Source organism: Streptomyces sp. NPDC000229, assembly GCF_040300825.1.
In the GTDB taxonomy this organism is placed as follows: Bacteria; Actinomycetota; Actinomycetes; order Streptomycetales; family Streptomycetaceae; genus Streptomyces.
Genome location: NZ_JBEPEL010000001.1, coordinates 255,182 through 274,537 on the forward strand (window position 1 = coordinate 255,182; position 19,356 = coordinate 274,537).

Sequence of the window (19,356 nt, forward strand, 5' to 3'; positions counted from 1 at the left end):
GGTACATGAGGAAGGGCCCCGGCTGCTGCCGGGGCCCTTCTCCCTGTGTGGGTCCTACTTGCTGTTGCGGGCCAGTTCGAGGGCGTACTCGGGGAACCAGTCGCCCGCCTTCGGGCCGCCCTTGCAGTCACCGTCCGACTCGCCCGGGCGCTTGATCCACAGGTACGCGTCGACCAGCGGGTCCCCGGTCTTGGTCGTCGGTGTCTCGCCGAGGGCGCGGCCCGGCGGGTTGCACCAGTTCTCGGCGGGGTCGCCCTTGGTGTAGGGGCCGTTGCCGTTGCGGCTGGTGTCGATGACGAACGGCTTGCCGCCGACCTTCTTCGAGACCTTCTTGCCGTACTCCTTGCTGGCCTCGGTGGTCTGGAAGTTGGCCACGTTCACCGCGAAGCCGTCGGCCTCGGCGACACCCGCCCACTTCAGCGGCTCGAAGATCTGGTCCGGCTTGCCCCAGCCGGCGTTGCCCGCGTCCAGGTACACCTTGGTGTGCGGCAGCTGCTTCAGCCGCTTGACGGCGCCCTTGAGCAGGTCGTACCGCTCCTCGTGGTACTGGTCCTCGGTGCAGCCGTCCACCATGTGCATCACGGCGTCCGGCTCCACGATCACCGTGGCCCGCCGGTCGCCGATGCCCTTGGCGACCTTGTCCAGCCAGGCGCGGTACGCGTCGCCGTCGGCGGCGCCGCCCGCGGAGTGCTGGCCGCAGTCGCGGTGCGGGATGTTGTAGAGGACGAGCACGGCGTCCCGGTCGGCCTTCGCGGCGGCCTCGGTGAAGCCGCGGGCGTCCTCCTCGGGCTGCTCCGTGCCGACCCATTCGCCCACCGGCTGGGAGGCGATCTTCTTGATGAGCTCGGCGTCTTCCTTCTTGCCGTCGCGCAGATAGCTGGCGACCTGCTGGGCCGCCTTGCTGCCGGGATTGACCCAGAACGGATCGATCGCCTTCGGCTGCTGGCTCACGCCCGGCACGGCCGCCGGCTCCTTGCCGCCGCCGGCGTCGGGGGAGGTACAACCCGCCAGCAGCAGTGCCGCCACGGCGCCCACCGCCCCCGTGGCCGCCCTCACGCGGGCACGCCCGGTGCAACTGCCGTACATCCACTCCCCCTTGGTGCACTGTGGCGGGGCCACCCCCCAGGCGGGTGGCGGGGCCACCCCCCAGGCGCCCCCTCCCGGACAACCCGGTCGAATCCATCCTGACACACGTGTCCGGAAAGCCACGAGGGCGGTCTGGATCGGGCCAGGTGGTCCGTCACCTGCCGCCCGTCAGGTACGCGGAGACGACGACGTTCGCCGTGTAGGTGCCCGACGCACGGTCGAAGGTGCCGCCGCAGGTGATCAGGCGCAGTTCGGGGCGGCCCGGTTGCCGCTGCCCGTACGCCTTCTTCGGGTCGAACTCGTGCCGGGCGAAGACCTGCACGTCGTCGATGGTGAACTCGGCGACCGAGCCGTCCGTCCGGGTGACCTCGATCCGCTCGCCGGGGCGGGCGGAGCTCAGGCCGTAGAAGACGGCGGGTTCCGTCTCGGTGTCGACGTGACCGACGAAGAGCGCGGCGCCGTCCGTGCCCGGCTTCGCCCCGTCGCCGAACCAGCCGACGGTGTGCGCCTTCTCGTACGGGGGCGGGTCTATCGCGCCGGCCTCGTCCAGGCCCCGCGGGGCGACCGGGGCGGTGATCCCGAGCGACGGGACCTCCAGGCGCTCGGGCGCGGCGGGCTCCATCGGCGGGCGGGCCGGTGGCAGCGGGACGCCCAGGGGGCGGCCGACGGCGGCGACGTCACCGGTGGTGGGCGCGGACAGGCCGCCGGGGCCGGCGGTGATGTCCTTGCCCCACAGCCACAGACCCAGCAGCAACAGCGCCCAGGCAACACCGGTGAGCAGCCGGCCGTGTCCGGCGGGGTGGGGTGCGGAGGACACGGTCAGTCCGCGCGGGTACGGCGACGGCGGCGCGTGCTGCGGAAGGCGACGGCGACCGCCGCGACGCCCGCGAGCACCAGGCCGATCACGGTGTGCGAGGTGCTCGGCCCCTGCTCCTCGGTACCGCCCCGGGGCACGTCGGCGGCCAGCTGCGCCGCACCTCCGCCGCCGGCCCTGACCGGGGCCACGGGGCTGGGCGGCGAGTGGTGGGTGACGTGGACGGTGCCGGCGTCATGGTGGTCCCGCCCGTCGCAGTGGACGGTGAGCGGGTAGGAACCGGAGTCCAGGTGGGACTTGACGGTGGTGTCGCCGTACAGCGGCCCGCCCTTGCCCTCGCGGCCGGACAGCTCGGCGTCCGCGACGAACGCCTTGGACCTGACCGTCCCGTGCTTGCCGTGGCAGCCGTGGACCCGGATGTCCACGTCCCCGCCGGGCTCGGTGGTGGCCGGGACGACCAGGGCCGTCACCTTCTCCCGGTGCTTCTCGCCGTCCCGCTGCTCCTCGCCGTCACCGGCGTACGCGGCTCCGGCCGACAGCACGAGGGCGGTGGCCGCCCCTGCGGCACGGAGAGCAAAAAGAGCTGAACGCATCGTGAACCTCCTGCACTGAAGATTCACCCCGTTCGGCGGTTTCCGCATCCGCAGGGGGACGGCGGTCACCCGGTCTTTCACCCGGTCGGGCGCCCCTGACCTGGGCCGATGGGAGCACGGCCGGACCTGGGAAGGATCAGATGCGATCCACCAGATCGGCGATCGAGTCGACCACCGTGGAGGGGCGGAACGGGTAGCGGTCCACATCGGCGGGGGTGGTGAGCCCGGTGAGGACCAGGAACGTCTCCATACCCGCTTCCAGGCCGGCCAGCACGTCGGTGTCCATCCGGTCGCCGATCATGGCGCTGGTCTCGGAGTGGGCGCCGATGGCGTTCAGCCCGGTGCGCATCATCAGCGGGTTGGGCTTGCCCGCGAAGTACGGGTCCTTGCCGGTGGCCTTGGTGATCAGCGCGGCGACCGAGCCGGTGGCGGGCAGCGGGCCCTCGGCGGACGGGCCGGTCTCGTCGGGGTTGGTGCAGATGAACCGGGCGCCCGCGTTGATCAGCCGGATCGCCTTGGTGAGGGACTCGAAGCTGTAGGTGCGGGTCTCGCCGAGGACCACGTAGTCGGGGTCGTGGTCGGTGAGGATGTAGCCGATGTCGTGGAGCGCGGTGGTGAGCCCCGCCTCGCCGATGACGTACGCCGTGCCGCCGGGCCGCTGGTCGTCCAGGAACCGGGCGGTGGCCAGGGCGGAGGTCCAGATGTTCTCCACGGGCACGTCCAGGCCCATGCGGGCGAGCCGGGCGTGCAGGTCGCGGGCGGTGTAGATGGAGTTGTTGGTGAGGACCAGGAAGGGCCTCTCCGCATCCCGCAGCTTTTTGATGAAGGCGTCGGCGCCGGGGATGGGGATGCCCTCGTGGATGAGGACGCCGTCCATGTCGGTGAGCCAGGATTCGATCGGCTTGCGCTCTGCCATGGGGCGGGACTCCTGCCGTACAGGTACATGCATGCGTGCTGGGGACGCCGCGACAGCGCTGTGGCGGCGCCCCCAGCCTAATCAGGATGCGGTGATCTTCACCCCGTCGATCGTCCAGTACCAGTTGTTGGACCCGGTGTAGCGGAAGCGGAAGCTGACGCTGGAGGCCCCGGAGGGGACGGGGACGGTGAGCGACTGGGGCTGGGAGAGGACGTCGGAGGTGTAGCTCTTGACGAGGGTGGGCGCTGCGCCGTTGAAGGAGGCGAGGACTTCGGCGCTCTGGCCGCCCTCCTGACGGTAGAGGGTGGTGAAGCCGAGCGTGACCCGGGTCTTGCCGCTGACGGCGTACGCGGGCGTGACCAGGGTCGAGTCGTACGTACCGGAGAAGGACTTGTCCGCCCACTCGTCGGAGTCGGCGACCGCGAAGACGCCGCGGGCCCGCACGTTGAGCTCGCGCTGCTGGTCGCGGTGGGTGCGGGACCAGAACTCGTCGGTGGCGAAGGACCAGCCGCGCCACTCCGTCATGCCGCCCGTGCCCATGGCGTTGTTGATGACGGACCAGCCGCTGGGCGGGGTGTGGGTGAAGCCGAGGATCCCGGCCGGGATGCCGGTCTCGTCGACGCGCTGCCCCAGGGAGGACTGGAGGGTGTCGAAGGGGTCGGTGGAGCGCTGCTGGATCGGCTTGCCGTCCAGGCCCCAGGAAGGGTCGGGGACGATGCCGAGCTGGTGGAAGACGGTGGCGGCGACGTCGACAAGCCGGGTGTCGATGGGGCGGGCGCCGGCCGCGATGCCGGGGCCGGTGGCGAGAACGAAGGTGCGCCGCTCCTCGATGGAGCTGCCGCCGTGGCCGCCCGCGTCGACGTGGCCGTGGTCGGTGGTGACGATGACGGTCCAGCGTTCGGTGGCGTAGGAGGGGCGGGCCTTGATGGCGGCGAGCATCCGGCCGAGCTGGGCGTCCTGGACGGCGATGGCGTCCAGGTACTTCTGTCCGGTGCCGCCCGCGTGCGCGACGACGTCGGTGTTGCCGAGGTAGACGAACAGGACGTCCGGGTTCTGGTCGCGGAGGACCGACTCGGTCTCGGCGGTGATGGTGGCGTCATGCGCGACGTACCCGTCGCGGTCGCCGTCGAGGACCAGTTTGGCGTCGGCGCCGGGGGTGACGGTGCCCTGGGTGTCCAGCGGCTTCCAGTCGACGGCCGCGTACGTGGACAGCTCGGGGCGCACCTGGGCGAGGCGGGCGAGGAAGCCGGGGTACTGCCCGTAGTTCTTGCCCGTGAAGGTGTTGTCCCTGACGCCGTGCTTGTCGGGCCAGACGCCGGTGGAGATGGTCGACCAGCCGGGGCCGGAGGAGGTGGCGGCCATGGGGCCCGCGTACAGCAGGGACAGGCCGTAGGTGCCGTTGGCCATCATGGACTTCATGTGCGGGGCGTTGGCCGCGTCGATTCTGTCGTGGCGCAGACCGTCCATCCCGACGACGAGCACTTTGTCCTTGCTGGTGCCGTTGGGGAGGGTGGGGGCGGCGGCGTGGGCGGCCGGGGCGGCGGCGACTGCCGCCGTGGCGGCCCCGGCTGCTGCTGCTGCTGCGAGCACGGTACGGCGGGACATGCCGGTGTTCGGCATCGGGGAACCTCCGTCGATGGTGTGGGCGCACATGCCAACGCCCCTGGTTTCCCAGGGGCGTTGGTCCGTACCCGTTATCCTTCCGCTACCTTTCGCGGGGCGCCAGGCACGTGCGGTGAACTCTTGGCTGCGCCTCGGCTAGCTTCCCGTTGCCGACTTCCACGCGTCGACGTACGACGTCAGGTTCTGGTCGATGTCCGCCCAGTCGGGCTCGAAGATGTCGACGCCCTCCATCAGCTCGGCCAGCTCGACGGCGTTGGCGTCGGTGGGCCTGACGTCGGCGCGGGCGGGGAAGCCGCCGCCGATGGCGCTGACCTGGCGCTGCGCCTGCTCGCTCAGCATGAAGTCCAGGAGCTTCCTGCCGTTGTCGCCGTGCGGGGCGTCCTTGACCAGGCCCGCGGCGTAGGGGAGGGCGAAGGTGGTGGGCTTCCCGCCCTGCCGGGCGGGGAACCAGATGCCGAGGTTCGGCATCGACCGGCCTTGCGCGAAGTTCATCTGGACGTCGCCGTTGGCGACGAGGATCTCGCCCTTGTCGACCTTGGGGGCGAGCTTGGAGGTGGAGGAGGACGGGCCGACGTTGTTGGCCTGGAGTTTCTTCAGGAACTCCATGGCCGGTTCCTGGCCGCCGAAGTCGTGCATGGCCTTGATGACGACGGCGGTGCCGTCGCCCGCGACGCCGGGGGTGGAGTACTGGAGCTTGTCCTTGTACTTCGGGTCGAGGAGCTCCTCCCAGGTGGTGGGGGGCGTGGTCAGCTCCTTCTTGTTGTGGATGAACCCGAAGTAGTTGTTGACGACGGACGTCCAGGTGCCGTCGGCGGCCTTGCCGGAGCCGTCGACCTGGTCGGAACCCTTCGGTTCGTACGGCTGGAGGAGGCCCTTGGAGCCGGCCTGCTGGATGAAGGGCGGGAGGGTGACGATGACGTCGGCCTGGGTGTTGCGCTTCTCGCGGGCGGCGCGCTGCACCATCTCACCGGAGCCGCCCTCGACGTACTCGACCCTGATACCGGTCTGCTTCTCGAAGTCCTGGAAGACCCGGTCGTACCAGCCGTCGCCCTTCTCGCCCTTGAGGCCGTCGGCGCTGTAGACGGTGACCACCTTCTCGTCGGAGGCGGCGGAGGATCCGCCGCAGGCGGTGAGGCCGGCGGCGAGGAGGAGGGCGCCGGTGACGGCGGCGGCCGGCTTGGCGTGCGTGAGCATGACGTCGTTCTCTCCTAGCGGTAGGAAGCGCGGGTACGTATGCGGGAAGCGGCGAGCAGGACGAGCAGGGTGGTCGCCATCAGGACGACGGCGATCGCCGAACCGCTGAACAGGGAGCCCCGGTCGGTGGCGGTGAAGATCAGCACCGGGAGCGGCAGCCAGTCCGGCGGGTAGAGCATCATCGTGGCGCTCAGTTCCCCCATGGACAGGGCGAAGCAGAGCCCGGCGGCCGCGTTCAGGGACGGCAGCAGGAGCGGCAGCTTGACCCGGAGGAGTACGCGGGCGGGGCGGGCGCCGAGGCCCGCGGCGGCCTGCTCGTACATGGGGTCCAGGCGGAGGACGGCCGCCGAGACGGACTGGTACGCGAACGCGGTGACCAGGACGGTGTGGGCGAGGATCACGATCCAGCGGGTGCCGTTGAGGAGGAACGGCGGCTGGGAGAAGGCCACCAGGACCGCGAGCCCGACGACCACGGACGGGACGGCGACCGGCAGCATGAACAGCGCGTCGAGGGTCCTGCGTCCACGCCTGCCCAGGGACGCGGCGGCGAGGGCGGCCCAGGTGCCGACGACCAGTGCGAGGACGCCGGCCGTCACGGCGGTGACCAGGCTGGTGGTGAGCGCCTGGAGGGACTCGCCGCGCACGGCGGAGGCGTAGTGCCCGGTCGTCGGGCCGGAGGGGAAGGCGCCGGACCAGTTCGTCGAGAACGACGCGGCGAGGACGACGAGCAGGGGGACCGCGAACAGCGGCAGGAAGAGGGCGGCGAACAGGGCCCAGGCGGCCCACCTGCCCTTAACGCTGTGCACCAGCACGGCCGCTCACCACCCGGTACAGGGCGTACAGCCCCACGGAGATCGCGATGTTGACGACCGCGACGACGCACGCGGCCGGATAGTCGGATTCGAGGATCGCCTTGCCGTAGACGAGCATCGGCAGGGTCGTCACGCCCTTGGCGCCGGTGAACAGCACGATGCCGAACTCGTTGAGGCACATCACGAGGACGAGGCTCCCGCCCGCCGCCAGCGCCGGCAGCGCCTCCGGCAGGATCACCCGCCGCACGATCCGCGCGGGCCGGGCACCCAGCGAGGACGCCACCTCCAGCTGCGCGGTGTCGATCTGCGCGAACGCGCCGAGCAGCGGGCGCATCACGAAGGGCGTGAAGTACGTGATCTCGGCGAGCAGTACGCCCCACGGCGTGGTCAGGAACCGGAACGGTCCTTCGGCGGCGCCGGTGACGCCCGTCCACAGGCCGTTGGCCATGCCGACGGTGCCGTAGAGGAAGAGGAGGGCGAGCGTGATGAGGAAGGAGGGGAAGGAGAGGAAGACGTCGATGAACTTGGCCACCGACCTGCCTCCGGGGAACGGCACGAAAGCGATGATGAGCGCGAGCGTGAACCCCAGGACCAGGCACCCGACGGTCGCCCCGACGGCCAGCCACACGGTCGTCCCCAGCGCCTCGCGGAACGCCTCCGACGCGAAGACGTCGCCGTACGCCCCGGGCGCGAGGGATTCCCGTACGACGAGGGCGAGGGGGTAGAGGAACGCGAGGGCGAGGACGGCGACGGGCGGCAGGGCCCACACCCAGGCGGGTACGCCTCCGCTCCCCCTGGCGCCGTCGGTGGCCGCGCCGCCCACCAGGGTGCCCGTGCTAGCCATGGGCGACCACCCCCGCTCCCAGCAGCACCGCGTCGTCCGGCGCGAAGTGGAGCGTCACGGGGGCGCCCGGGTGCGGCGGGTCCCGGAGTTCGCGGAGGTCGGCCATCAGCCGGTGGCCGCCGACGTCGACGTACAGCCGGTGCGTCGCGCCCCGCCACTGGACCTCGGCGAGCGTGCCGTGCAGGGCGTTCGGGCCGTCGCCGAGGCCGATGAGGTGCGGCCGGACGCACAGGGTGGCCCGCGCGCCACGGGCGGCGGCGGCCGTCGGCACCTTCAGCTCGCGGCCGGCGAAGGTCACCCCGTCGCCGGTGACCGTCACCGGCAGGAGGTTCGCACTGCCGACGAACGACGCCGTGAACTCCGTACGCGGCCGCCGGTACAGCTCCCGGGGCGTGCCGCAGTCCCGCAGCCGCGCCCGGTCCATGACGGCGATCCGGTCGGCCAGCGTCAGCGCCTCGACCTGGTCGTGGGTGACGTACAGGAGGGACACGTCCGGCAGTTCGCGGTGCAGCCGCGCCAGTTCCGCCAGCATCCCGGAGCGCAGTTGCGCGTCGAGTGCCGACAGCGGCTCGTCCAGCAGCAGCACGCCCGGCCGGATGGCGAGCGCCCGCGCGATGGCGACGCGCTGCTGTTGGCCGCCGGACAGTTCGCGCGGGTAGCGCCCGGCGTACGCGGCCATGCCGGTCAGCTCCAGCGCTTCGGCGACCCGGCCCGGTATCTCGCCCTTCGGTGCCTTCCGGGCGCGCAGCCCGAACGCCACGTTGTCCTCGACCCGCATGTGCGGGAACAGCGCGTAGCTCTGGACGACCATCCCGATGCCCCGCCGGTGCGGGGGCAGCGCCGTGACGTCACGGCCGCCGAGGAACACCCGCCCCGAGGCCGGGCGCACGAACCCGGCGACGGCGCGCAACGCGGTGGTCTTGCCGGAGCCGGACGGCCCGAGCAGTGCCATGACCTCGCCGGGTTCGACGGTCAGGTCGAGGGAGTCGAGGACGATGTTCTTCCCGTACGCGACGGAGACGTTCTCGAAGCGTATGCCGCTGGTCATGCTTCCACCCGGGCCAGCAGGTCGGGCAGTCCGGCGACCGAGCCGAGGATGTGCGTGGCGCCCGCGTCCCGCAGCGTGTCGGCGTCGTGCGCGCCCGTCAGCACACCGGCGACGACCCGGGCCCCGGCGCGTACGCCGCTGAGCATGTCGTACGAGGTGTCCCCGGCGACCGCGGCGCCCTGGACGCCGTCCGCCGCGCCCGTGCGGAGGAGGGCGGTGAGGACCATGTCGGGGTAGGGGCGCCCGCGTCCGCATGCGGTGTCGGCCGGGCACAGCGTCAGCCCGACGAGGTCCCGCCAGCCGAGTGCGTCGAGGATCGCGTCCTGGGTGACGCGGGCGAAACCGGTGGTCAGGACCACCGTGCGGCCCTCTTCCCTGAGCGTCCGGATGGCATCGGCGGCACCCGGGACGGGTTCGATCCGTCCGGCGGCGACGAGCTTCCCGTACGCCTCCTCGAAGGCGGTGTTGGCCTGCTGGGCACGGGTCTCGTCCCCGAAGAGGTGGCGGAAGACGGAGATCTTGGACTCGCCCATGGTGGCGCGGACGTGGTCCAGCATGGGCGCCGGGTCCTCGCCCAGGTGGCGGGCGGCCGTGGCGAAGGCCTCCTCGACGAGGCCGCCGTCGGCGACGGTCGTACCGGCCATGTCGAGGACGACGAGGTTCATACGCATCGTCATGGTCACCAGCCCAGGTCGTTCGCGGTCGTTTCGGCGATGGCGGGCGAGCACGTCATGCCGCGTCCGCCGGGGCCCGTCACCAGCCAGACGACGCCCCGCACCTGCTGGCGGTGGACGACGCGGCCGGGGTCGGTGCACTGCGCGTACACCCCGGCCCAGCGGCGGCGGACGGGCGGCAGCGGGCGTCCGAGGAGGGATGCGACGACACGGGTGAGGTGCTCGTAGGGGTCTTCGAGGGTGTCGAAGGCGAAGGGGTGCTCGTACTCGTGGGTGTCGCCGATGGTCAGCCCGCCGTCGAGGCGCTGCACCATGAGCAGCTGCATCCGGTGCGCGGCGGCGACCGGCTCCTGGGCCTGCCCGGCGTCCAGGGCGGTGGAGTCGTACGCCGGGTAGTAGCGGAAGCTGTCGGCGTCGGCGACGGACGTGGTCAGGGGCTCGTCGAGCGGGTCGGTCTGCATCATCTGGAGGCGTACGCGGCGTACGGGGATGTCGCCCGCGACCTCCCGGACGAGCCCGCCGAGCCACGCGCCGGTGCACAGCACGACGGCGTCACCGGTGTGGACGTCGCCGTGGTCGTCCCGCACCCCGTTCTCCCCCACGAGGTCGCGCACCTCGCGGCCGGGGAGGAAGGTGTACCGCCCGGAGGCGCGGAGGGCCTTCCGCAGCGCGAGCTGGGCGGGGCGGGGCTCGACGGCCGCGTCCCGCTCGCACCACAGGGCGGCGCGGAAGTCGCCGCGGAGGGCGGGGTTCATGGCGCGGGCGTCGTCGGCGGTGACCAGCTTGAAGCCACGGGCGGCGGCATCGGGGCGGGCGACCGCGGCTTCGGCGACGGCCAGTTCCAGGTCGGTGCGGACGGGGGTGAGCGAGCCGATGGCCCGGAAGCCCAGCTCCGGCACCCGGGCGCCGATGGACTCCCACAACTCGCGGGCGCGCAGAGCGGTTTCCAGCTCCTCGCCGGCTGCGCGGCCGCTCACCCAGATCTGGCCGAAGTTGCGGAGGGAGGCCCCGCGGGCCTCGATCTCGCGCTCGATCTGTACGACCTCGTGGCCGCGTTCCACTGCGTGCCAGGCGTGCATGGTGCCCACCACGCCGGCTCCTACGACGATGACTCTCACGGACGGAAACGGTCGTGGCGGTGGGTGGCGCGGGCCGGTCGGGTCGGCGACGGGAAGGTGAACGCCCCCTCAAGGTTGGCCTAGACCCGTTATCTTCCCGTGACTTACCTCTGGGTTCCGAGGCGCGTGGTGAAACTGAACCGGTCACCGCGGTAGAGGGTCCGCACCCGTTCCAGCGGGCGGCCCGCCGTGTCCCGGGACAGGCGGTGGAGCAGCAGCATCGGCAGGGCGGGCGGGGTGCCGATGAGCAGCGCCTCGCGCGGGGTGGCCAGAACCGTCTCGATGCGCTCGTCGGCGTCGCCGAAGTCGATGCCGAGCCGTTCACGGAGGTAGGCGTAGAAGGACGAGTCCGGGTCGAAGTCGCTGTCCAGGCGCGGCACTCGGGCCTCGGTGACGTACGTGCTCTCCAGGCCGACCCGCTCGTCGTCGGCGAGCAGCACGCGCTCCATGTGCCAGACGGGTTCGCCCGGTTCGGCACCCAGGTCGGCGGCGAGCGCGGCGGGGCAGGGGAAGCGGTCGAGCGTCACCAGGTTGCGGCCGGGGCGGCGGCCCTGGCGGCGTACGCCCTCGGTGTAGCTGGCGAGCGACAGCGGCTGCTCCAGCTTGGGCCCGGCGACCACCGTGCCACGCCCCTGGCGGCGCAGCCGGCCCTCCAGCAACAGCTCGCGGAGAGCCTGGCGTACGGTCTCGCGGGAGACCTCGTAGCGTACGGCCAGGTCCCGCTCGGCAGGCAGCGCCTGCCCCTCGCCCAACTCGTCGATGAGCGCCGCCACATGGGCCTTGACCGCGTAGTACTTGGGGACGCGGCCGTGCTCCGGGACACCGGAGCGGACGGGTGCGCCAGGTGCCTGGCCGTTCGGGTAGTCCACGTAATCCACGGACGGGATGTTCGCAGACATACGTGAACGCGAGGGTGAACGCGGGGCGTCGGTCAGCCCTTCCGGCCCCGGAGCCACCCGGCCAGGGAGAGCGTCCCGGCTCCCAGGAGGAAGGCGACGACCGAGGCAGCGGCCACGAACAGGACGTTCCGGCCGGTCCTGGGCAGTTCCTCGGCGAACTCGCTGGCGGGTTCCTCGTCCACGAGGGCGAACCGGTAGTCGGCGGACTCGCCCACCCAGTCGCCGTCGTCACCGCGCCGCTGGACGACCGCGGCGTTCGCGGTGACCGTGTCGGGCCGGGCGTCGGAGGTGAAGGCGAGGCGGACGGGCACGGTGACGGTCCGTCCCGGCGGGACGGTGAAGCCACGGAACCGGTCGCCGCCCTCGGCATCGTCGTCCAGAACGCCGACGAGTTCGTGTTCCTCGGTCGTCTCGATGGTGACGGGCTGCTGACGGCCCTTGCCGCCGTTCTCGTAGAACTCCAGCTGGATCTGGCCGGGGCGGAGGGCGCGGGCGCGGTCGGTGAAGACGATGACGGGGTGGATGTTGCCGCAGGGCTCGGTGGTGGTGTTGGTCAGCTCCACCTTCCAGGTGTGGAACCCGCCGCCGGGGCGGTAGGCGGTGGGGCCGCCGACGATACGGGTGCGGATCGGGAAGTCGGCGGCGGAGGCGTTGCCGCAGGTGGGCTGACGGTCGGGCGCGGCGGCCTCGTACGCCGCGGTGCCGTCCGCGGGGGCGTGGGGGGCGGCGGGGGCGGCAGGTACCAGCGGCGCGGCCGCCGCGGGGGCCGCCGCGGTGAGTGCGAGTACGGCGACGGCGACGGTGGCGCCGAGGTCGGTGACGTTGCGCAATCGCATGGGGAACCTTTGGCGGCGGGTGGACGGTCGTGCCCCGAGAACGTCCCACGCCCGCACGCCGACACACCGCCGAAGCGGCCACGTCCCGCCGTACGGCACCGCTGATGCGCCCGATCGGCCCAATGCCCGGGCCGGCCGGGCCCCCGGCGCCGCCGGCGGCCGGGACACCCGCCCCGGGCCCCGGCTACCGGCCGAAGACCGGGGCGAGGACCAGCTGCGCGGCGCCTTCCGCGACCGGGTGGGCGGAGCCCTCCGCGAGGGTCACGGGCACCACGGGGTCGCCCGCGCGCCGGGCGCGCTCCTCCAGGACGGCGCGCACGCCCCGTACGAAGGGCTCCACCGCGCCGGTCACCACGCGGCCGCCCAGCAGCACGCGATCGATGTCGAGGAGCTTGACGAGGTTGGCCGCCCCGGCGCCCAGCACCCTGGCCGCTTCGGCGAGGTCGCCCCGCGCGACGGCGGCCAGGCACAGCGCCTCCAGGCAGCCGCGCCCGCCGCACCCGCAGACCGGGCCGTCCAGCTGGATGGTCTGGTGCCCGAACTCCCCCGCGCCCGTCCGCGCGCCCCGGTACACGGCGCCACCGAGGACGAGCCCCGCGCCCAGACCCGTACCGAGGTGGAGGTACGCGAACGAGTCCCCGCCCGCCCCGCTCAGGGCGAGATTCAGTGCCGCCGCGTTCGTGTCCTTGTCGAGCACCACGGGCAGCCCGAGCCGCCGCGCGAGCGCGTCGCGCAGCGGGAAGCCGTCCCACTCGGGGAAGCGGGTCACCCGGTGCGGGACGCCCGCCGCGTGGTCGAGCGGGCCGGGCATGGCGACGCCCACCCCGAGCACCGTCCGCGTGGTGAGCGCGGCGACCTCGCCGGCGACCACCTCCATGACCACCTCGGCTCCCGAGCCCAGGTCGAGCGGTACGACGCTCGACGCCACGACGACGCCCGCGAGGTCGACGAGGACCGCGGTGAGCTCGTCCCGGTCCAGGTGCAGGCCCACGGCGTGGGCGGCGCCGGGGACGAGCCGCAGGACGGTGCGCGGCTTGCCGCCCGTGGAGGCGCGCCGCCCCGCGTCGGTCGCGAGCCCCTCGTCCCGCAGCCGGGCGGTGATCTTGCTGACCGCCTGCGGGGTGAGCCCGGTCCGCTCGGCCAGTTCCAGCCGGCTGGCCCCGTCCTCGCCCGCCGCGCGCAACAGGTTGAGCACGAGCGCGGCGTTGTGGCTGCGGAGAGCCGGCAGGTTCACACCCGTATCGCTGTTCACCGTCCCATTGTCGCGCCCGCTTGCACTTTGGCAACAGCGTTGCTTAAGTGGCAGGCATGAACGGACCGCTGCGCGTCGGACTCGTCGGCCATGGGCTGGCGGGCTCCGTCTTCCACGCCCCGCTGATCGCCGCGACCGAGGGCCTGGTCCTCGACACGGTCGTCACGTCCAACCCGGAGCGGCAGCAGCAGGCCCGGAGCACGTTCCCGGGCGTCCGCGTCGCCGCGTCGCCGGACGAGCTGTGGTCCCGCCCCGGCGAGCTGGACCTGATCGTCATCGCCTCGCCCAACAAGACGCACGTTCCGCTCGCGACCGCCGCCCTCGAGGCCGGTCTGCCGGTCGTCGTCGACAAGCCGGTCGCCGGCACGGCGGCCGAGGCGCGCGGGCTCGCCGCCCTCGCCGAGGAGCGCGGCCTGCTCCTCTCCGTCTTCCAGAACCGCCGCTGGGACAACGACTTCCTCACCCTCCGCTCGCTGATCGAGCGCGGTGACCTCGGTGACGTACAGCGCTTCGAGTCCCGCTTCGAGCGGTGGCGGCCCCAGCTCAAGGGCGGCTGGCGCGAGTCGGGCGCGCCGGAGGAGTTCGGCGGGCTGCTGTACGACCTGGGCAGCCATGTCGTCGACCAGGCGCTCGTGCTGTTCGGCCCCGCGGCGCGGGTGTACGCCGAGTCCGACGTACGCCGTGAGGGCGCCGAGGCGGACGACGACACGTTCATCGCGATCACGCACGCGAGCGGTGTCCGCTCCCACCTGTACGTGAGCGCCACGGCCGCCCAGCTGGGCCCGCGCTTCCGGGTGCTGGGCTCACGGGCGGGGTACGTCAAGTACGGCCTGGACCCGCAGGAGGCGGCGCTGCGCGAGGGCGAGCGCCCCGGCCCCGGTTGGGGCACCGAACCGGAGTCCCTGTGGGGCCGCCTCGGCGCCGGAGAGTCCCCCCTCACCGGCGGTGGCACCCCGGTCGAGTCCCTCCCGGGCGACTACCCGGCGTACTACGCCTCGATCGCCGCCGCCCTGCGCGACGGCACACCCCCGCCGGTCACCGCCCACGAGGCGGCGGCCGCGCTGGACGTCCTGGAGGCGGCGCGCCGCTCGGCCCGCGACGGTGTGACGGTGACGCTGTGACGGCGCCGGACGTGGCGCGGCTGGAGGAGGAGCAGGCCCGCCTGACCCTCCCCCGCTTCACGTACGACGACGCCTGGACGCTCGGCACGCTCCTGGTGGAGCTGGCCCGCGAGCGGAACGCCCCGGTCGCCGTCGACATCCGGCGCGGCGCGCAACAGGTGTTCCACGCCGCGCTGCCCGGCTCCAGCGCGGACAACGACGCCTGGATCGACCGCAAGCGCCGCGTCGTCGAGCGGTACGCCGAGAGCTCCCTCCTGGTCGGCACCCGATTCCGGGCCAAGGGCAAGTCCTTCGACACGGACTCCCGCCTGGACCCGGACCGTTACGCGGCCCACGGCGGCTCGTTCCCGATCACGGTCATGGGCGCGGGCGTCATCGGCACGGTCACCGTCTCGGGCCTGCCGCAGCTGGAGGACCACGCGCTGGTGGTGGAGGCGCTGGAGCGCCTCGTCAGCGCCCTTTGAGCCGGCGGGCCACCCCCCTCCCCCGAGGGGTGGCCCGCCTTTTCCCCTCCGGTTTCCCCTCGGGCCGGCCTCCGGCACTCAGGGGTGCAACCGGCTGCCCTTGATCACCTTGTCGATCGCGTTGCGCGGCCCGTACACGGCGAGACCCACCAGGTCCAACTGGTCCTTCGGCACGGCCCGTACCGCCGCGCGATTGTCGCGGTCGTTGCCGGTGGCGAAGAGGTCGGAGGTGAACACCGACCGGGGAAGCGAGCGGGACAGGGCGCGGCCGTGCGCGGCGGTCAGCGTCTCCTTCGTCGCCTCGAAGACCAGGACGGGCTGACGGAACATCGGCAGATAGGGGGTGCCGTCGGCGTCGGCGTACGCTTCGCCGATCACCTCGGGGAGCTCCGAGCCGAGACCGCTGACCAGGAACGCGGTCACGTTCAGCCGCTGCCAGGTCTCCAGGTCCTCACGCAGCAGGACGGCGATCTTGGTGTCGAAACGTACGGGCGTGCTCTCGGTCGTCGTCGTGGTCGTCATGCACCGAGACTGCCCACCGCCGCACCGAGCCGTCTTGTACGTTCTTTGCATGGTGGCCCGGCAGGAGGTTTCCGCGTGGCGCCCGCGGGTGACGGGTGTCGTGGAGGTCTTCCACGCCCACTTCACCGAGCACGCGTACCCGATGCACGTCCACGACGCATGGACCTTGCTGATCGTCGACGACGGAGCGGTCCGCTACGACCTGAACCGCCACGAGCGCGGCACCCCGCGCGGCACGGTGTCCCTGCTCCCGCCGCACGTTCCGCACAACGGCTCACCCGCCACCCCGCAGGGCTTCCGCAAGCGGGTGCTCTACCTGGACCTGACCGAGCTGGACGAGAGCTTCATCGGCCCCGCGGTGGACGGCCCCGACCTGCTCGACCCCGTCCTGCGACAGCGCGTCGGGCAGTTGCACACGGCCCTCGCGAACCGGGGCGACGAACTGGAGGCGGAGAGCCGACTCGCCCTGATCGGGGAGCGACTCCGCGGCCACCTGCGGCCACGGCTCACCGCCGGACCGCCCGAGCCCGACCGCGGCGTGGCGCAGAACCTCCGGGAACTCCTCGACGAACGGTTGCTGCAGGGGCTTTCCCTGGAGGAGGCCGCGAAGCTGCTGCACACCCACCCCGCTCACCTGGTGCGGGCGTTCAGCGCCGCCTTCGGCATCGCCCCGCACCAGTACCTGATGGCCCGCCGCGTCGACCGGGCCCGGCGACTGCTGCTCGACGGGCAGCCACCCGGCGAGGTGGCCGCCGCGGCCGGCTTCTACGACCAGTCGCATCTGACCCGGCACATCAAGCGTCTCGTGGGCATCACCCCCGGCCGCTACGCCCGCCTGGCCGCTCCCCGCTGACCCCGGCGGGGACGAGCCCCTGGCACGGCAGTGACCGGGGCCGGCCGTGCCCCCGCGGAGGGATGGGCGGGCATGACCGCCCCCTCCCCTACCGGACCTCTCCCCTCAGGACGTCGTCGCCCCAGGCCCGCAGACGTGTCTCGAGTTCGCCGTCCCCGTCCAGCACATACTCGCTGAAAGCGTTCCGCTCGTGGGCCAGCACCGCTGCCTCCCACACACAGGGGGCGAGACCCTGTCGGCCCGGCCGCATCCGACCAGTGCCCCCGGCCGGGCCGGTGAACACCACCAGATCGGACATGTATCCCTCGATCCACGTGTGCACCAGGACGTAGTCGCCGTCACCGCCGGCATGCACGAGCAGGACGGCCAGTCCCAGAGAACCGCGGGCACCCCCCGACGCCAGGTGGTCCGCAGCGAGCCTCAGCGCCGCGGACTCCTCCTGCCCGCCCACCACACGCCCAGGCGCCTCGATCGCGTACACCTTCACCAGGTGCCCCGATGCTTCCCGCGTGCCCAGCGGCCTCACGGTACGGGCGTGATACCCCGCAGCGAGGGAAAGCAGCTCGCCGGCGGCAATGGACGCGGGCAGCCGTCCCGGCGACATCTCAACAAGATCGGTCATACGGGCATTCTGGATGACGCGACAGGCAACCCGCTGGTCAGGCTCCCAGATGCGCCGGACAGACTTCGGTGCTTCGAGTCGGGGATTCGTCGGCCACGGGGGGTCTCACTCCGCCGCATTGCCTGGCAGCACTCCGCAGTTGCTCCCCACCGTGGCCTCCGACCGTTGCCGTTGGCCGGCCCCGTCCGCCACCTCGGGGGAGCCGGGCCTTGCGCTCACACACCTACCGCTCCGTCGATCCGCTCACGCAGCAGATCGGCGTGCCCGTTGTGACGGGCGTACTCCTCGACCATGTGGATGAGCACCCACCGCAGCGACACCGTGCCGCGCCACGCGTCGTGGCCCTCGGCATCGAGGTCGGGCGCCTCGGCGACGAAACGGGAGGCGAAGGCCACTTCTGAGCGCCACGCCTCCCACGCCTCCGCGATGACCGCGGGGTCGGACACCGCACCGTCGAAGTCCCCGTCAGGGGCGGCACTCGAGGAGAAGAGGGGCGCCGCGTCCTGCCCGGCCAGCACCTTCCGGAACCAGCGGCGCTCCACATCCGCGAGGTGCCTGATCAGACCGAGCAGCGAGAGAGTGGACGGTTCCACGGACCGCCTGGACAACTCCTCTTCCAGACCGGAGCACTTCAGCTCCAGAGTCGCGCGCTGGGCCTCCAGAAAGCCGACGAGCATGCCCCGCTCGTCGCCGGTCGCCGGGCCGCTGAACCGGGGATCGTTCTCGCTGCCCGTGAAGAATTCGGCTCGTCTGCTCAGGTTCGCCATTCCACCATCCTCCCCCACACAGGGTCCGGGCCCAATGGGGTTTCGCTGACGGCGAGTTGGCCTGACGGATCGATACTCTGCACGACCGGCTGCCCCGGTCGTCCGGCATCGACGCGGGGACACACCATGGGTATGCGGCTCAGCGGCGGCGTCGTCGACGCCACGGGATGACCCGTCACGAGGACGACTGGATCAGCCTGGGCCGTACTTCGCCCTCCAGCGCGTCCCGGAGCCCAGGCCGCGAAGAATCGGGGGCACCCGAGATCCATGGACAGGGCGTGACAGCCGGGAGCATCCGTACGTGGATCCTGGCACCCGCCTCTCATGTCTGTGCCGCCCGACGCCAACGGGCCGCCCGATGCCCGGGCGGCCCGTCTCGTCTTGCGTCAGGCACCCGTCAGGCGGCCCCCGCCGAACGTCCTCGTCAGGCGTCCTTGAGCTCCTGGCGCTGCCGCCCGAGCCCCTCGACCTCCAGTTCCACGACGTCCCCGGCGCGGAGGTACGGCTTCGGCTCCGGCTGGCCCATGGCCACGCCCGCCGGCGTACCGGTGTTGATGACGTCGCCCGGGTAGAGGGTCATGAACTGGCTGACGTAGCGCACCACTTCGCCGACGGGGAAGATCTGGTCGGACGTGGAGCCGTCCTGTTTCAGCTCACCGTTCACCCAGAGCTTCAGCGACAGCGCCTGCGGATCCGGCACCTCGTCCGCCGTCACGAGCCAGGGGCCCAGCGGGTTGAACGTCTCGCAGTTCTTGCCCTTGTCCCAGGTGCCGCCGCGCTCGATCTGGAACTCGCGCTCGGACACGTCATGGGCGACCGCGTACCCGGCGACATGCGCGAGCGCGGCCTCCGCCGAATCCACATAGCGGGCCGTACGTCCGATGACTACCGCGAGCTCGACCTCCCAGTCGGTCTTGCGGCTGCCGCGCGGTACGAGCACGGTGTCGTCCGGCCCGACGACCGTGTCGGGCGCTTTGAGGAAGACGACCGGCTCGGCGGGGGTCGCCTGGCCCGTCTCGGCGGCGTGGTCGTGGTAGTTCAGCCCGATGCACACGACCTTGCCGATCCGCGCGACCGGCGGCCCGATCCGCAACCCGGCCGGGTCCAGCACGGGCAGCACACCGGCGCCGACGGCGGCCCTGACGCGGTCGAGCGCGGAGGCGTCCGAGAGCAGGCTCCCGTCGATGTCCTGGACGACCGCCGACAGGTCCCGCAGGACCCCGTCCTGGTCGAGCAGCGCGGGGCGCTCGGCGCCCGCCGTACCGACGCGCAGCAGCTTCATGGTCTTCTCCCTGTGG

The 19,356-nt window shown here is 72.4% G+C and carries 21 protein-coding genes; 3 read left to right on the forward strand and 18 right to left on the reverse strand.

Annotated elements, in window-relative coordinates:
* Positions 1-54 precede the first annotated feature (54 nt).
* The 14 genes from ABT360_RS01090 to ABT360_RS01155 form a co-directional block, all read right to left on the reverse strand.
* A complete protein-coding gene (locus ABT360_RS01090; RefSeq protein WP_351808739.1) occupies positions 55-1,086 on the reverse strand; it encodes a glycoside hydrolase family 6 protein in 1,032 nt (343 codons plus the stop codon).
* Positions 1,087-1,240: 154 nt separating this feature from the next.
* Positions 1,241-1,903, reverse strand: coding sequence for a class F sortase (locus ABT360_RS01095; protein ID WP_351808742.1), 663 nt, complete (start codon positions 1,901-1,903; stop codon positions 1,241-1,243).
* A gap of 2 nt (positions 1,904-1,905) precedes the next feature.
* Entirely contained in the window at positions 1,906-2,493 is a 588-nt protein-coding gene (locus ABT360_RS01100; RefSeq protein ID WP_351808744.1) for a hypothetical protein, read from the reverse strand.
* Positions 2,494-2,629: 136 nt separating this feature from the next.
* Positions 2,630-3,409, reverse strand: a complete 780-nt coding sequence (locus ABT360_RS01105) for an HAD-IIA family hydrolase (RefSeq protein ID WP_351808747.1) — start codon at positions 3,407-3,409, stop codon at positions 2,630-2,632.
* A gap of 81 nt (positions 3,410-3,490) precedes the next feature.
* Positions 3,491-5,029 (reverse strand): alkaline phosphatase family protein, encoded by a 1,539-nt coding sequence (locus tag ABT360_RS01110; RefSeq protein ID WP_351808750.1) that lies wholly within the window; start codon positions 5,027-5,029, stop codon positions 3,491-3,493.
* A 138-nt stretch (positions 5,030-5,167) separates the two neighbouring features.
* On the reverse strand, positions 5,168-6,226 hold the full coding sequence (locus ABT360_RS01115; RefSeq protein ID WP_351808753.1) for a 2-aminoethylphosphonate ABC transporter substrate-binding protein: 1,059 nt from the start codon (positions 6,224-6,226) through the stop codon (positions 5,168-5,170).
* 14 nt (positions 6,227-6,240) lie between these two features.
* The gene (locus tag ABT360_RS01120) at positions 6,241-7,038 is read right to left on the reverse strand and encodes an ABC transporter permease (RefSeq protein ID WP_351808756.1); all 798 of its coding nucleotides are present in this window, start codon (positions 7,036-7,038) and stop codon (positions 6,241-6,243) included.
* Entirely contained in the window at positions 7,019-7,882 is an 864-nt protein-coding gene (locus tag ABT360_RS01125) for a 2-aminoethylphosphonate ABC transporter permease subunit (RefSeq protein ID WP_351808759.1), read from the reverse strand. The genes ABT360_RS01120 and ABT360_RS01125 overlap by 20 nt, the downstream gene beginning before the upstream one ends.
* On the reverse strand, positions 7,875-8,930 hold the full coding sequence (locus tag ABT360_RS01130) for an ABC transporter ATP-binding protein (protein WP_351808762.1): 1,056 nt from the start codon (positions 8,928-8,930) through the stop codon (positions 7,875-7,877). The genes ABT360_RS01125 and ABT360_RS01130 overlap by 8 nt, the downstream gene beginning before the upstream one ends.
* Positions 8,927-9,607: a phosphonatase-like hydrolase gene (locus ABT360_RS01135; protein WP_351808765.1), complete on the reverse strand. Its 681-nt coding sequence runs from the start codon at positions 9,605-9,607 to the stop codon at positions 8,927-8,929. Before ABT360_RS01135 ends, ABT360_RS01130 begins: the two co-directional genes overlap by 4 nt.
* A 2-nt stretch (positions 9,608-9,609) precedes the next feature.
* Positions 9,610-10,722, reverse strand: a complete 1,113-nt coding sequence (locus tag ABT360_RS01140; protein WP_351808768.1) for a TIGR03364 family FAD-dependent oxidoreductase — start codon at positions 10,720-10,722, stop codon at positions 9,610-9,612.
* Positions 10,723-10,826: 104 nt separating this feature from the next.
* Positions 10,827-11,591: a GntR family transcriptional regulator gene (locus ABT360_RS01145; RefSeq protein WP_351808965.1), complete on the reverse strand. Its 765-nt coding sequence runs from the start codon at positions 11,589-11,591 to the stop codon at positions 10,827-10,829.
* 62 nt (positions 11,592-11,653) lie between these two features.
* On the reverse strand, positions 11,654-12,457 hold the full coding sequence (locus ABT360_RS01150) for a hypothetical protein (protein ID WP_351808771.1): 804 nt from the start codon (positions 12,455-12,457) through the stop codon (positions 11,654-11,656).
* A gap of 184 nt (positions 12,458-12,641) precedes the next feature.
* On the reverse strand, positions 12,642-13,709 hold the full coding sequence (locus tag ABT360_RS01155; RefSeq protein ID WP_351808774.1) for an ROK family transcriptional regulator: 1,068 nt from the start codon (positions 13,707-13,709) through the stop codon (positions 12,642-12,644).
* Positions 13,710-13,765: 56 nt separating this feature from the next.
* On the opposite strand from ABT360_RS01155, the gene ABT360_RS01160 reads away from it, so the two are divergent.
* A complete protein-coding gene (locus ABT360_RS01160; RefSeq protein WP_351808777.1) occupies positions 13,766-14,830 on the forward strand; it encodes a Gfo/Idh/MocA family oxidoreductase in 1,065 nt (354 codons plus the stop codon).
* A complete protein-coding gene (locus ABT360_RS01165; RefSeq protein ID WP_351808780.1) occupies positions 14,827-15,294 on the forward strand; it encodes a heme-degrading domain-containing protein in 468 nt (155 codons plus the stop codon). Before ABT360_RS01160 ends, ABT360_RS01165 begins: the two co-directional genes overlap by 4 nt.
* A 78-nt stretch (positions 15,295-15,372) precedes the next feature.
* Here the strand turns inward: ABT360_RS01165 and ABT360_RS01170 are convergent, their stop codons facing one another.
* Positions 15,373-15,816 (reverse strand): DUF2000 domain-containing protein, encoded by a 444-nt coding sequence (locus tag ABT360_RS01170; protein ID WP_351808783.1) that lies wholly within the window; start codon positions 15,814-15,816, stop codon positions 15,373-15,375.
* 49 nt (positions 15,817-15,865) lie between these two features.
* Here ABT360_RS01170 and ABT360_RS01175 point away from each other — a divergent pair, with 49 nt between their 5' ends.
* Positions 15,866-16,669, forward strand: a complete 804-nt coding sequence (locus ABT360_RS01175; RefSeq protein WP_351808784.1) for an AraC family transcriptional regulator — start codon at positions 15,866-15,868, stop codon at positions 16,667-16,669.
* An 88-nt stretch (positions 16,670-16,757) separates the two neighbouring features.
* Here the strand turns inward: ABT360_RS01175 and ABT360_RS01180 are convergent, their stop codons facing one another.
* The 3 genes from ABT360_RS01180 to ABT360_RS01190 form a co-directional block, all read right to left on the reverse strand.
* On the reverse strand, positions 16,758-17,291 hold the full coding sequence (locus ABT360_RS01180) for a hypothetical protein (protein ID WP_351808787.1): 534 nt from the start codon (positions 17,289-17,291) through the stop codon (positions 16,758-16,760).
* A 215-nt stretch (positions 17,292-17,506) separates the two neighbouring features.
* Positions 17,507-18,058 (reverse strand): DinB family protein, encoded by a 552-nt coding sequence (locus ABT360_RS01185; protein WP_351808790.1) that lies wholly within the window; start codon positions 18,056-18,058, stop codon positions 17,507-17,509.
* A gap of 424 nt (positions 18,059-18,482) precedes the next feature.
* Positions 18,483-19,340, reverse strand: coding sequence for a fumarylacetoacetate hydrolase family protein (locus ABT360_RS01190; RefSeq protein WP_351808793.1), 858 nt, complete (start codon positions 19,338-19,340; stop codon positions 18,483-18,485).
* Between the last annotated feature and the right edge of the window lie 16 nt (positions 19,341-19,356).